The organism is Streptococcus sp. 20925_1_24 (assembly GCF_041432335.1).
Classification (GTDB): domain Bacteria; phylum Bacillota; class Bacilli; order Lactobacillales; family Streptococcaceae; genus Streptococcus; species Streptococcus mitis_BM.
The window spans coordinates 83,620-97,219 of record NZ_JAPVZM010000007.1; the positions used below are offsets into that span (position 1 = coordinate 83,620).

Annotated in this window: 11 protein-coding genes; 4 read left to right on the forward strand and 7 right to left on the reverse strand. The window is 35.8% G+C overall.

Annotated elements, in window-relative coordinates:
* The first annotated feature begins 151 nt into the window (after window positions 1-151).
* Window positions 152-1,753, forward strand: coding sequence for a type I restriction-modification system subunit M (locus O3650_RS04995; protein WP_101785784.1), 1,602 nt, complete (start codon window positions 152-154; stop codon window positions 1,751-1,753).
* Between the two features lie 114 nt (window positions 1,754-1,867).
* Here the strand turns inward: O3650_RS04995 and O3650_RS05000 are convergent, their stop codons facing one another.
* From O3650_RS05000 to O3650_RS05030, 7 genes are all read right to left on the reverse strand, one after another.
* On the reverse strand, window positions 1,868-3,352 hold the full coding sequence (locus tag O3650_RS05000; RefSeq protein WP_101782251.1) for an RNA-binding domain-containing protein: 1,485 nt from the start codon (window positions 3,350-3,352) through the stop codon (window positions 1,868-1,870).
* A gap of 551 nt (window positions 3,353-3,903) precedes the next feature.
* Window positions 3,904-5,169, reverse strand: a complete 1,266-nt coding sequence (locus O3650_RS05005) for a site-specific integrase (RefSeq protein WP_203176189.1) — start codon at window positions 5,167-5,169, stop codon at window positions 3,904-3,906.
* 92 nt (window positions 5,170-5,261) lie between these two features.
* On the reverse strand, window positions 5,262-5,510 hold the full coding sequence (locus tag O3650_RS05010) for a MerR family transcriptional regulator (RefSeq protein ID WP_001083626.1): 249 nt from the start codon (window positions 5,508-5,510) through the stop codon (window positions 5,262-5,264).
* A gap of 5 nt (window positions 5,511-5,515) precedes the next feature.
* Window positions 5,516-6,712, reverse strand: a complete 1,197-nt coding sequence (locus O3650_RS05015; RefSeq protein WP_203176191.1) for a Rep family protein — start codon at window positions 6,710-6,712, stop codon at window positions 5,516-5,518.
* Between the two features lie 211 nt (window positions 6,713-6,923).
* Window positions 6,924-7,271, reverse strand: coding sequence for a hypothetical protein (locus tag O3650_RS05020; RefSeq protein WP_125420743.1), 348 nt, complete (start codon window positions 7,269-7,271; stop codon window positions 6,924-6,926).
* 206 nt (window positions 7,272-7,477) lie between these two features.
* Window positions 7,478-8,587: a helicase HerA domain-containing protein gene (locus O3650_RS05025; protein WP_261083208.1), complete on the reverse strand. Its 1,110-nt coding sequence runs from the start codon at window positions 8,585-8,587 to the stop codon at window positions 7,478-7,480.
* Window positions 8,588-8,597: 10 nt separating this feature from the next.
* Window positions 8,598-8,921: a hypothetical protein gene (locus O3650_RS05030; RefSeq protein WP_203176195.1), complete on the reverse strand. Its 324-nt coding sequence runs from the start codon at window positions 8,919-8,921 to the stop codon at window positions 8,598-8,600.
* Between the two features lie 633 nt (window positions 8,922-9,554).
* Between O3650_RS05030 and O3650_RS05035 the strand changes: the two genes are divergently transcribed.
* From O3650_RS05035 to O3650_RS05045, 3 genes are read left to right on the forward strand one after another with little or no spacing between them, the layout of a single operon-like run.
* Window positions 9,555-12,425 (forward strand): hypothetical protein, encoded by a 2,871-nt coding sequence (locus O3650_RS05035; protein WP_371491727.1) that lies wholly within the window; start codon window positions 9,555-9,557, stop codon window positions 12,423-12,425.
* A gap of 55 nt (window positions 12,426-12,480) precedes the next feature.
* Window positions 12,481-13,080, forward strand: a complete 600-nt coding sequence (locus tag O3650_RS05040; protein ID WP_203176199.1) for a hypothetical protein — start codon at window positions 12,481-12,483, stop codon at window positions 13,078-13,080.
* A gap of 33 nt (window positions 13,081-13,113) precedes the next feature.
* Window positions 13,114-13,500 carry a hypothetical protein gene (locus O3650_RS05045; RefSeq protein WP_060806230.1) on the forward strand — a complete coding sequence of 129 codons (387 nt, stop codon included), beginning with the start codon at window positions 13,114-13,116 and terminating at the stop codon, window positions 13,498-13,500.
* Window positions 13,501-13,600 lie beyond the last annotated feature (100 nt).

Genomic DNA, 13,600 nt, shown 5'->3' on the forward strand with positions numbered 1-13,600 from the left:
GCTCAAAAATTAGGGATGAAATTCCTTGGATTTCTAAAATCATCCACTGGATAATTTTACCTCCCGTCCGCACTATTTAAGGAAAATATAAAAAAGAAAAATATTTTAAAACATGGAATACTACTAACAACATAAATTGATAGGAGACCCTATGTCACAAACAGATTTATCAAGAGAACTCTACCAATCCCTCTGGAATGCGGCAGATATCCTGCGTGGCCAGATGGAAGCCAATGAATACAAGTCCTACCTCTTGGGCTTGATTTTCTACAAGTACCTATCCGACAACATCCTCCAAGCCGTCTGTGATAACTTGGACGAGACTTTTGAGTCCTTCCAGCAAGCACAGCTTCTCTACGAGGAAAACTTTGCGGATGCAGATGTCCGTGAAGACCTCATCGAGGTCTTAAATGACGAGCTGGGCTATGTGATTGAGCCTTCTCTAACCTTCACCAAGCTGGTTCAGTCTATCCATGAAGGAACCTTCCAGCTAGAATCTCTAGCCCAAAGTTTCCGTGATATCGAGCAGGCTAATGAAAAATTTGAAAATCTCTTCGAAGATATCGATCTCTATGCGAAAAAGCTAGGCAACACACCACAAAAGCAAAATAAAACCATCTCTGAGGTTATGAAACAGCTCAACGACCTCAATGTGTCTGGTCATGCTGGTGATATCTTGGGTGATGCTTATGAGTACTTGATTGGCCAGTTTGCCAGTGATTCTGGTAAAAAGGCTGGAGAGTTCTATACACCTCAAGCAGTCTCTCACCTCATGACTCAGATTGTCTTTGCAGGGCGCGAGCATCAAAAGGGCATGTCGGTTTACGACCCAACCATGGGTTCTGGTTCTCTCTTGCTCAATGCCAAGCGCTATAGTAAGGAAGCTTCGACGATTTCTTACTACGGCCAAGAGTTGATTACTTCGACTTTCAACCTTGCTCGCATGAATATGATGCTTCATGGAGTTGCGATTGAGAATTATCACCTCAGCAATCACGATACACTAGACGAAGATTGGCCGACGACCGAGCCGACAGACTTTGATGGGGTTTTGATGAACCCACCCTATTCACTGAAGTGGTCAGCAGATAGTGGCTTCCTGCAAGATCCTCGCTTTTCAAGTTATGGAGTTCTTGCACCTAAGTCAAAAGCAGATTTTGCCTTCCTGCTTCACGGTTTTTACCACCTCAAGCATAATGGTGTCATGGCTATCGTACTTCCTCACGGAGTTCTCTTTCGAGGAGCAGCCGAGCAAAAGATTCGCCAGCATCTATTAGAAGAAGGCGCTATTGATACAGTTATCGGCTTGCCAGCAAATATCTTCTACAATACCTCTATCCCGACAACTATTATCATCCTTAAAAAGAATCGCACTAACAAGGATGTCTTCTTTATCGATGCCTCAAAAGAGTTTGAAAAAGGGAAAAATCAAAACAATATGACCGAAGACCATATTGCTAAGATTTTGGAGACTTATCAAAAACGCGAGAATGTCGAGAAGTTTGCCCATCTAGCCAGCTTTGAAGAGATTGTTGAAAATGACTACAACCTCAACATTCCACGCTATGTTGATACCTTTGAGGAAGAACCCGTAGTTCCCCTCGCCGACCTCGCCGATCAGCTCGCAGAGATTGATAAAGAGATTGGAGAGGTAGAAACCAGACTCGCACACATGCGCAGCCAGCTAGTAGGCACAACACCAGAAGCCCAAGCAGAATTAAGCGCCTATCTCGAAAAGTTGAATGAGATTTAGAGAGTAGGGGAAGAATGAAAAAACGCAGGTTCACTTGAGCCTGCGCTTTGGTTTCCGCAAATTTGGGAAAAGACCATATTATTTCAAAAATTTTTAGGAATGAAAATAAAATATTTAATATTTAGTCATGAAATCTCCAAGATTTTTGATTTGTTGTTTAATGATGTGGTATTGTTCGGTTGAGCTTTTAGGGAGAACATATCTTGTAGATCGTCCCTTACCTTCTATCTCAATATACTTTTTATTTTGTAGAGATTTCAAATTTTCTCTAAATTTATACTCAGTCATGAGAGAATTTTCGAGGACGTCATTTTTAGTAATGCTACCATTTTTAATGATATATTCAAGTATTATCTTTTCATTATCTGATGTATTTGTATAAGAAGACAATAAGTCTACTTTCCAGATTGTAACAACAGTACTATCAAAGGTAGTGCTCACCTCAGGAATTTTTAGTTTATATTTTTCGGAAATATCAAAAATTTTTGGTCCACCTGATCCGGCTTTTTCGGACATCCCAATTCTACGGAATAATGAAGAGATTGTACTATTTCGCGTTTTGGAAGTTCCACCATGTATAAATTCGGGAATAGAAATTTTCATCTTACCTGGATTTTTAAATTCATAGAAGTCTTGATAAGCTGTAATAACTATAGGAGAATCAAAGTCATAGTAAGCATGCATTAAGCAGTTCACTAAAGCTTCACGTATAGATTCAGATAGGTCTTTCTTGAATGGTAAACGGTGGGCAGATTCGTTATTAAACTCAAATCTATCATTTGTTGTAGTAGTTAATTTCTTATATGCTAAATTGAAAAAATCGAACATGTTTAAATCAGGGTACATCATATCCCCTGTTGAAATTCTATCGTTCCACCTAGTTGAAAGAGAGGTATCTTTTTCAAAATAGTCTAATTGAAATTTGGGATAACGAGAAATAATAGAGTTGTACTTTCCAAAAAATATTAGTCCTCCTGCGGTTAATTTATATGTATTATCAATCCTGTCTTTTTTAAATACACCAATTTCGATTAGAAAATCTCTCAACGAAATGCTATTATATTTTGTATTACCAGTAAGTTCAATTAATAGTTGCTTGTAATGTTCTATTGTATCTAAATTTAAATCATTTTCGTCAAAATTATTAAGTAACTCACTATCAATATCATCATGAGAACTAGTCATCAGATATTTAAGTTCTTCTTTATCAAGTCGAACATCGCCTTCACCTAATCTTTTATATGACTCACGATAATCATTTTTTAGATGGACGGGTTTTTGGTGAGGATTCGCTTCTCTTACAGTGACTACAATGAGTTGTTTATTTTTGTCTGGAATGTCAATGTATTCAATATCATTATCGGTAAGTAGGTTACAACTAACTTTTTGTTTGTTTGCGACTAAAGCGAATAAATTGTCTCGTATTTTTTGAGGATTATTGACTCCTTGGTAGGGGTCAATATTTTTTTCGTCTATCCCGAGAATTATTTTCCCGCCATTTGTATTTGCAAATGCTGAGTAGGTTTCCCAGAAAGACTCTGGAAGATTGTTTTTAGCTTTTTTGTACTCTAAATCAACCCCTTCAAATTTTAAGTCCATATTTTTCCTTTCTAAAATATAATGTTACTGAAATTTATTTTTTAAAATGATTGTCACGCGAAAAAGTAAATTTGATAGATAATTAAAATCGTTGATTTCATCGTATTTATAAGATATATTTTAAAATATTCACGCGAAAATCACGCGAAAATCACGCGAATATTTGTAATCAAAATTCAATTGAAAAATGTCGAATTTTCAATAATAAAATAGATGGATTTAAAATCTATTTTATTATAACACAGAGATAAGAAAAAATAGATAGTGAGACAAGTTTAAATAGAATTACTCGCTATGAAATGTTAATTACTTTTGATTGCTTAACAAATATAGTCAAAAATGTAGTCATTCGAATGATTTTTCTTTCAATGTACTGAATTAAACAAAAAGAAAAAACGCTTGAATGCGTTTTTCTTCTGTATTGATTCGTATTGAATGCTTACTTAACCTCTGTAAGGAGTAGACAGAGTTCTATATAACCCCTCAAAACCTTTATTTTAAAGGCTTTGTAATTTATTGAAGAAAAAATGTAGAGACAAATGTAGAGACGATTAAGTAGATAGTTCAGCTATTTTATCTAAATAAATATTTACTGCCTCTAATTTCTTCTTCGGTGCTAACTCGGCGTATGTATCCATAGTTGTGTTGATAGATTTATGTCCCATACGAACTTGTAGTTCTTTCCAGTTTGCCCCAGCATTTAACATCATTGAAGCATGAGTATGTCTGAAAATATGGAAACCGTAATCAGGTAAGCCAAGAGAAGTTAGTCGTTTTTTTAAAGTAGCACGTTCGTTTCTATCGCACATATAATTTCCATAAATCGTTGGAAAGATTAACTTGGATTGAGGTAGACCTTGCTTTTTGAAATAGTTATTCATTTCTGTATAGAAATCCCTAAGGTCAGTGAGAGTAGAGTTTGGAACGGGAACCTGACGATTACCAGAATCGGTTTTTGCGGTTGGTTTACAAATCATACATCCTTTAGTACCAAGTTTCTTATTGGCGCTTTTCCACATCAATGTTTTATTTACAATAATTTCATTGTTTGTGAAATCCAAGTCATTTATTTCTAATGCTAGAAGCTCATTGATTCGCAATGCAGAAGCGAGTAAGGAATTGCAGATGGTAATAAATCGTCGATTAGCTCTGTTATTAGGTAAAGTTTTTAAGAATGATAACCATGTTTTTAATTCTTCATCATGCAAGACCATAGTTCTACGAGAAGCTAATTTAGGCTTTGGAGGGATTTTGATAGTTTTCACTGGGTTTTTAGTTAATCCAAAATGTGTGATGCCAAAATCGAAAATATCACTAAGTTTGTGAGTGACTGCTCCAAAGTCTTTTGCACTACCTTTTTCAGCACGCTTTTTCCCTGATTCAATCGATGTTCTAGCTTTTTGGGCGAGATTGTTAACCCATCTTTGAATGTCAGCAGATGTGATTTTTTCAGGAATGTAATCTCCGAATGCAGGGATGATGTAATTATATACGTATCCCTTCACTCTATTGATTGTATTATGAGAAGTAACCCAAACTTGATAATTATTGAACCATTCTTCTGCAAGTTCAGAAAAAGTGGATAATTGTTTATCTTCTTTCCTCGTTCCACCTGCTTTTTCAAAATTAACTCTAGCCGTTAGGATTTTACGGTCAAGTTGCCGTAGTGTTTTAGCTGTTATAGACGTTGTTACTTGTTTGCCTGTTTTTTCATCGATACCTAAGTAAAGGCCTCGTAAAATATAACTAACCTCTCCGTTTGAATTTGTTTTTTTGATAACCTTTTTGTTATTGTAAGTTATAGTTTCAGATGTCATAATGCCCTTTCATTATACGGATATAAAATAAAAAGGCTAAAATAGAACATTTTCTATACATAACAGACAGTTCTATTTTAGCATAATTCATGTTATTTCTCTAAGAATTGGAGAACATTTTCAAGTTTATAGTAAACAGTTCTGGTTCCTTCTATAGGTGGTTCCAGTCGTTTTAGTCCTTTTTCTTCCCAAGATTTTAATGTATTCGGAGAAATTTGAAGGAGATTCAACAGGTCTTTTTGGGTATATAGACCACAATAATTGAAGATGTGGGTTTCCTGTTGTAGGATTTGTAAGAGATTTAGTAGTAGGTTTTTAATTTCAAATAGTTCTGAGTTCATTATTGTTATTCCTTTCTTTGAATAGTTGTTTCAAACTGTGTGAAGAAGCTATTAGCACGATGTATTGGTTGAGGTTCAAAGGGGTTCGTGAAAAAGTTGCTGACATCTTTTTCGTATTCCCGACTCTCATTGTTATAGTGTGTATAAAAGATATTATCCTTTTCAACCAGTATGGCTGTTTGTATTCGTCGTTCTAGCTGGTCGAAACTGTCAATTCGTTTACTGGTTTGAAAATTATCATACAACTCCTTTGGTGAGTAGGGGCTAGTTATGAATATTAGTTCAGCGGTTAATGCCTTATCTATATATCTAGAAGGTAAGAAAACATCGAAATTATAAGGGTCTAGAATTTTCAAAAGGTCATCATATCGAAAGCTATCTGGTCGCAGTTCGTCAATAATGATAGTTTCCTGGTTTTGATAACTCTGAAAAGGGTCGCGACTTGAGCCTGTTACAAAATAAGAAGTATTTTTATTTTCTGCATAAGTCTTAGCCAGTCTTGTCTTACCAAGTCCAGACTCACCATAGATATAGACTACTTGCTTTGTCTTTTGTTCATACTTCATACGATTCAGGAATTCTCTCCCTAATCTTTCTTGCCTTTTTTCAGCAACAGCTTTAAGTCGCGTACTTGCTTTCACATATTGACTTCCCGTTAGCTCAGATTCAATCTCTTCTAGAGTTAATAAACCGTCATAAAGCATATCTAGATATTCTCGTATTAGTTCCCCTTCTTTTTTACTTTGGTTTCGCTCTACTTGTTTTCGAATATTTTCTAATTTTTTAGCAAAATCAAAGTTACTTATTACTTCCGAAATAGGGTACTGATATTTATTTTGAGCATCTTTAGTTTGGTGAACAAGATAACTAAAACCATTATTAGGATGCTTGAAGAATTCTAATCGTTCGATTTGAGAATCTTCACGCTTACCATTTCGTTCATTAATTTCCCAAGCTATGCTATGTGGGCTACGAGCATGTTTGAAATACATCATGAGATGAATATGGGGTTCTACAGTTTCTCCATCTTCATTAACATCTTTATCATGTAAAATTCCTGCCCAGAGTAATGGCTCTAATAACTTAACGATTCTATCAATTTCTTTTTTCCAATCAGATAAAATAGCTAGTCGCATTTGTTGTGTATACATGATTGCACGCTGTTTAGGGATTTTTTTATTTGTTTTTTTCTCTGAAGACATTTCAAGAATTTCCTTTCGTTTTGTTTTTGGCACATTGGCACAGTTTGAATGTGAGACAATGCCAAGACCAGTCTCGCAGTATTGTTAGTATTAAGGATATTTAGAGTAAGTAGTATCATTGGCACAGTTTTGTAATATAAAAAAATGGTGGAAGGACTTTTTGTCTTTGACAAAGTCCTTCCACCGATTTTATAGTCTATTTGTTCATATTTTATTTCAATCTACTATGATTGTAAGAGCCTGTTGCTTGATACCAACGACCATCACTAGGCGCTATATTGGTAAAGAACAAGTCGGGTTCCATAGTGTGTAATTTTGTTTTAATAGCAGGGAATATTTCTTGTACTTTCAAGAAACTTTCATGATTGTTTGGAACTTTCCACCGTAATATAGCCCCATCTTTTGTATAAATCATCGATAAGGTTAACAAAGAACGATTGGCCTTGTTGACGATTGATTTTTGAGTAGAAATCTGTTTATTTTGAGTATCGAGAATAGAATCGGACTCAAAATGGGCAAATTTTCTCAGTTCGTAGGTTGCTCGTAATCCTTTGAGCATGTATTTTATATCACTTTTAAACCAGTGATAAAGGAAAAGAGAGAAAAGTAGGATTGAAAAAATTATCAAAGGATAGAAAAGAAAAATAACATTTTGATAATTAATTTCAATGTTCAGATTCTGTTGAATCAAGATAAGTATAAATATAGGAAAACAGCTTACTACAGTTCCTATACATAAGATTTTGAATAGATTATACTTGTTTATCATAAGCACCTCTTGTTATAGTATGGGGTGAGGAGTGGCATGATGTTGCTGTCATGCTTTCCATCACTAAATTTGACAATTCCTGTCCCTATTCCGCTAGGGACAACAATATTTTCAATATGAGCGTTTGGCAATAAAAACTGAGTGGTGTTAGTATTTATCTCTCCCAAAATAATAGAACAGTTAATTTGTTCTCTAACTGCTAGATTTCCTCCAAATGCGGTAGCATCAAAACGTTGGGAAACTAGGATAAGTGAAACTTTGGTAGCTCTACCTAGAAGAGCCACAGTTCCTAATAGTTGTGCAAACGTATCTCGTGCTTGTTTTGAAGAGCCCTGAACAAGAGCAAGTAGCTCATCTATGATAATATATTTGCGTTTTAATGTAGCTTTTGGGTTTTCTAAAAGTATTTCTTGACGTTCATAAATCTTATTGATAGCATCCCCCAGAATTTCATTTACTTCTGTGATAAAACTATTTAAGTTAGCCCCTCTTTTCGGAGATAGGACAGACAGATTTAATTCACGACCTAGAGAATAAATATCGGCACGTTTAGGGTCTACGGCTACAATATCGTCAGTTATTTTACGAATACACCGAATAAGGTATTCTAGGAAATAACTTTTTCCTGAACCAGATGAACCACTGATAGCTAAATGAACAACATCATTTAGATTGATACTAACTTGGTTTGACATGAGCGGAATCCTAATTTCGCTAACTTCTTGATTTATAAAATGTTGGATATCAGGAATAGTTAGTCGAGTTGGAATACCATTTACCCAAGGGAAGAAAAAACCTCTAGCAAGATTAGGGTCACCTGTCTTGTAGGGGATGAAAATCGCATTACTTTGTAACATAAGCGTTTTATACGGGTAAAGAATGCCAGAACAGATATCTGCTATCTTAAAATACAGGTTTTTATCTAAAACATAGGAAACAGGAAGATTGGGAATGAAAAACATTCCCTTATCTTCTGCTTCTAAAGAAATGGAGAAAGAGTTTGTAAAGCTCGTTTCTCCGTTTATATCTAGTGTATTGTTGAGATTGCTTGTAATGAATTTAGCTAATTCATTTTCAGACATAGGCATTTTAATAGGGATAGTCATAAACTACCCCCTAAGCTTTGTGAATGCCTGTGGCACGGAAATACGCATTTGATTTAATCTGAATTGCTTCTAATTTATCAAATGCTATTTTCTCACCAATGTTAAATTCAGATAAATCTGGTTTGTTATCCGGAAGAAACTTCACTTTAAAAGGATTATGAGTATCCGTAGCAATCCAAATCTGATAACCAATAACTTTATCTGTCCGTTTATCGTCTTTATATTCATACTGTGTTTCTATTTGCAGTCCTACAATATAAGTTGATTCATTTCCAAGAAGTTTCTCAGCATTTTCTGAGCTATAATAGCTTGATGATTTGACTGTGAATGCCATATTTTTGACCTTTCTTATTAAGGAGGAGAATAATTTTTATTCTACAGGAGTAATAGTTGTATTTAACAACTATATGTTGATTTATCTCATAGTGCCCATCTCTTATATATATTGAAATGCCACGCGTGGCTAAAGGGAGTTAAGGTCAAGTGATTTTATGTCATCAAAAATTAACAAAAATGTAACATAAAAACACTTGACAGAGTGTTAATTTTTAGGTTATACTCCCTTTAGGGAAATAAGATAAGAGATGGGCAAGAGATAAGAAAAAAATTTTTTTCATAAAGAAAAAGGGGAGTCGGGGCGTAGCCCCGTTGAGATAAGTTAGTTTCGGGTACCCGAAACTAACTAGAATGGGGCAGTGCATAAAAATTTATGCATTATTAAAAATGTAAACAGTTGAGCTTTTCTTGGCTGTTTTTTTGTTTTCTAAAAGAAAAAATGAGAGTTTCTTCAACTTATAATTTATAGTAAAGTTCGGGAAAAATAAATTATAAAATCCTCGGAAATGGCTTGACAAAAGCATTTCGGGGGGTGGTATAATATAGTAGGAATATTTTAAATGAGTCTATAAATCGAATGAGGAAGCGCTTGCTTCTTGGTTTTGTTAACGACTTTTATAAAGGAGACAATATGAATAAAAAAGATATTTTATTAAGCGCTGGCTTAACAACTATTCTTGTTGGGACTGGTGTTGCAAATACAACTGTCCAAGCAGAAGAGGTTGATTCTGGTCAACCCAAACCTACTGTGAAAACGGCACCTGTTCATGTTACAGAACAAGACGTGAACACGGCAAAAGCTAATGTGAACAGCGCCCAAGCTGATGTCGACGCAAAACAAGGTACTGTAGACAGAGCAAAAACTGACAAGGTAAAAGCTGATGACAAAATTGACACCATCAATAAAGACATCGACACTGCTAATAACGCAAACAAAATTATCGACGCACAAAACGATATTATCACCAGCAAAACAGCAGACAAGACAAGCGCAACAAACGATTTGAATACCGCTAAAGATGCCGAACGTGATGCGCATACAGCACTAGACAATGCTAACACCGCAAAAACAGAGGCTGATAATGCCCGTGACACTAAGAAAGCTGATGTGGATACGAAACAAGCAGACCTTGACGCAATCACAGACGCTAATGTACGTAAAAACATCACAAACACAACTAGCAAAATTTCAAACGTTGATAATGATTTGAACGCTAAAGGTGCACAAATCACAGCTACAGACACTAAAATTGCTGCTAAACAAGGGGAAATCGATAACTATAGAGTTAAAGTTATTTCAACAGATTTGAACCCTGATGAACGTAATCACACAGCTCATGATAATCTTAATGATTATGAGTATAACCATGGATTCTTCCGTAACAACCAAATGGAACCAGTTAACTTCCAAGGTGTTGACATCAAAGAAATTGACGCAACAAAAGACATGGTTGATTTCGCAGATGCTTTAGCAGCCTATAAGAAAGCGCCATATGATTGGACAACTCGTAAATACAAAGAACGCCCAACATACCGTTACAAGGTAGATAACAAAGGTATTTCAGACGCCTTTGTCAAATTGCTTAATCAACTACGTGTTAATAACAATTTGAAGGGTGATATGGTAGTTGACGATGAGTACCTAGCATACGCGCAAAAACGAGCTGATGAAATGCAGAAAACAGGCCTATTGTCACACCGTACAAGTTTAACAAACAAACCGGGCTATATCAAAGGGGTGCAACCAGACCAAAACGTTGAAAACATCCTTGGCGGGCTATCAGGCCAAATTATCGGTCGCGACGGTGAATATTTAACATTTGACCATATCGTAACTAATGAAACGTTAGCTTATGATATGTTGTTGACATACTACTCGGACTACGCAAATGTGCGAGGTTTGAAATACGGACACCGCAAAAACTTATTGACACCAACCGGTGGCAAAATGGGTGTTGCCATTTCAACCATTGACGGAAAAGACAAAACAACTTATTTCGGTTCATTCAACGCTAGTGCGCACAAAGGTTCAACCTATGAATGGGATGAAAATGACCAAATGTTCCATTCCCTAAACCAAAGCCAAGATGAAAAGGATTATTGGAACCATAGCAACAACTTTAATCAAGATGACCCAATGAACCCAACATTCTATGGTAAAAAGATGAAGTTTATCGCAGACACTCATTATGTGTTTGTTAAACGTCAAATCATCGATGACAGACCAAAAATGCAAGCAGAGTTAGATGCATTGAAAGCTCAAAAAGCGACACAAGAGCGAGAACGTGATGCATTAGTTGCGAAGAAAGCTGATTTAACCCAAGAGTTGGATGCATTAAACGCCCAATTGAATGATATTGCTACAGGTCGCACAAATGCAACAACCGCTCTAAATCAAGCAAAATCTGATTTGGCTACGCTTACAGCAACAGCTCAAGACAAAGCAGATGCAGTCGTTCAAAAACAAAAAGAATTGGATAAAGCAACAGCTCGTGTAAATGATGTAACTGCACGTATCAACACGATTCAAAGTGAAATTGACGCAGCAACAAGTAAACGTGATGATGCTATGCGTGTCCACGCGCAATTACCACAATTGCGTGCAAGTTTAACACAGGCAGAAGCAGATAGAACAAACGTGGAACAACGCATCACAGTTGCAGAGCAAGACTTAGCGGATGCCAAAGCTCGGTTGACACAAGCACAAGCTGACCACAAATACAAATCAGATATCTTTTCAATCGATAAGATGCTAAATGTATATACTGATGGTAACCGTGTCATTTCAGCAACACCGAAAGTTGCCCCAACAGTAGATGAATTACCAGAATTGGATATTACCGCTGACATCCCTAGTGATTTGAATACAAAACAAAATCCTGACGGTATCGGAGCAACGCCAAAAGTAGCTCCAACTGTAGATGAATTGCCAGAATTGGATATCACAGCTGACATTCCAAGTGATTTGAATACAAAACAAAATCCGGATGGTATTGGTGCAACACCAAAAGACGCACCAGTTGAGGATGAATTGCCAGAGTTGGATCCAAGTGCTATCATTGACAAGCCAGCGGATAAGCCAGCGAATAAGCCAGCAGATAAACCAGCGGATAAGCCAGCAGATAAACCAGCGGATAAGCCAGCAGATAAACCAGCAGATAAACCAGCGGATAAGCCAGCAGATAAACCAGCGGATAAGCCAGCAGATAAACCAGCGGATAAGCCAGCAGATAAACCAGCGGATAAGCCAGCAGATAAACCAGCGGATAAGCCAGCGGATAAGCCAGCAGATAAACCAGCGGATAAGCTAGCGGATAAGCCAGCGGATAAGCCAGCAGATAAACCAGCGGATAAGCCGGCAGATAAACCAGCAGAACAACTTGCGTTACCAAGTACAGGAGAAAATCCTAGGGTAGCAAATTCAATTGTTACAGTTGGCTACGGATTATTAGCAATGATTGGCTTGGCAGGGTTCTTTACTAAGCGGAAAGAGACTAAGTAATTATATAGAACTATCTAGTGTCATGCTGGATAGTTTATTTTAAAAAGGAGAAGTAATGGCAGTAGAAGATAAGATTAAAAATCTATTAGATATGTTAGACGGTTATGGTTACCAGTATAAGTTATTTGACGGTAAAGTTGTTGTTGAGAATCATTCATCGGATATAATACGAGCAGTAGAGATATTGGAAGAATTTTCTAAATATAATTTGATTCCAATGTACCGAACCACTTCGTTTAAAAACGTACCGAAATTAGTTTATTATTCCTTTATGACAAAACTAGAAGAGATTTATAAAGAAGAAGCAAATAGAATAGGGATAGAATTTAAAGATTTCTATTTAAAGGAAAGATACAAATTAAAGGAATATCCTGAGTATATGCATGCTAGTTTTTCTGATTATGGAACATTTATAATAGATTACTATGATACAGAAAGCTTAGTTATTAAAGGTTGGCCAGAGAATTCTGCGGTGAGTTTGGCTAGTAATGATAGAATAAAACAATATATAAATAAAGACACTTTTACCATAGATTTTAATCGTGTGAAAAATGTGGATAATCAAGCTAATCTGATGTATGGTTATTTAGAGATGATTGATGAAGAGCCTGAATTTTTAGAAGAACTAATTAGAAATCATAGCTCTAGTTTTTAAGTAAGTTTATTGAGCACACACACGAGGTATTAAATGAGAAATATAAATTATTCAACATTTTTAAGTGCTAAAGATGCTCTAACTTTTGAAGAATGTCAAAAAATTCATCAGACAATTCTAAACAATATTGGTAACGATGAGGAAATTTTAGAAGTATGGTCTGATTTTTTGCAAGCTAGTATAAGCTATGCTCATATTCGTAGCCAGTGGTTGCTTTGGGAACGTGAAGAGCGTCAACAAAAAGATGAAGGTAGAACAGCAAAGCATGAGCGAGTAATATATTGTCTAAAGCTTCTTAGTCGTTATCTAGGGCAAGAAGGTGTGGACGTTTCATGGTTTGATGCTATAGAGGATAACAGAAAGCAAATAGGAGATTTTGCTTGTTATATAGCTTATATCTACTCTATAAATGCTAGATAGAAAATGCAGGCTGATTAATGCCTGCATTTTGGACTTCAATTATTCATTCAAAAGATTTTACTATTTTCATGAATAAATTGAAGTGAAAGAATAAAAAAAG

What these genes read in the sequence shown, in the direction of transcription:
- O3650_RS04995 (WP_101785784.1), top strand. Translation starts at nt 152, where the DNA reads ATGTCACAAACAGATTTATCAAGAGAACTCTACCAATCCCTCTGGAAT.
- O3650_RS05000 (WP_101782251.1), bottom strand. Translation starts at nt 3,352, where the DNA reads ATGGACTTAAAATTTGAAGGGGTTGATTTAGAGTACAAAAAAGCTAAA.
- O3650_RS05005 (WP_203176189.1), bottom strand. Translation starts at nt 5,169, where the DNA reads ATGACATCTGAAACTATAACTTACAATAACAAAAAGGTTATCAAAAAA.
- O3650_RS05010 (WP_001083626.1), bottom strand. Translation starts at nt 5,510, where the DNA reads ATGAACTCAGAACTATTTGAAATTAAAAACCTACTACTAAATCTCTTA.
- O3650_RS05015 (WP_203176191.1), bottom strand. Translation starts at nt 6,712, where the DNA reads ATGTCTTCAGAGAAAAAAACAAATAAAAAAATCCCTAAACAGCGTGCA.
- O3650_RS05020 (WP_125420743.1), bottom strand. Translation starts at nt 7,271, where the DNA reads ATGCTCAAAGGATTACGAGCAACCTACGAACTGAGAAAATTTGCCCAT.
- O3650_RS05025 (WP_261083208.1), bottom strand. Translation starts at nt 8,587, where the DNA reads ATGACTATCCCTATTAAAATGCCTATGTCTGAAAATGAATTAGCTAAA.
- O3650_RS05030 (WP_203176195.1), bottom strand. Translation starts at nt 8,921, where the DNA reads ATGGCATTCACAGTCAAATCATCAAGCTATTATAGCTCAGAAAATGCT.
- O3650_RS05035 (WP_371491727.1), top strand. Translation starts at nt 9,555, where the DNA reads ATGAATAAAAAAGATATTTTATTAAGCGCTGGCTTAACAACTATTCTT.
- O3650_RS05040 (WP_203176199.1), top strand. Translation starts at nt 12,481, where the DNA reads ATGGCAGTAGAAGATAAGATTAAAAATCTATTAGATATGTTAGACGGT.
- O3650_RS05045 (WP_060806230.1), top strand. Translation starts at nt 13,114, where the DNA reads ATGAGAAATATAAATTATTCAACATTTTTAAGTGCTAAAGATGCTCTA.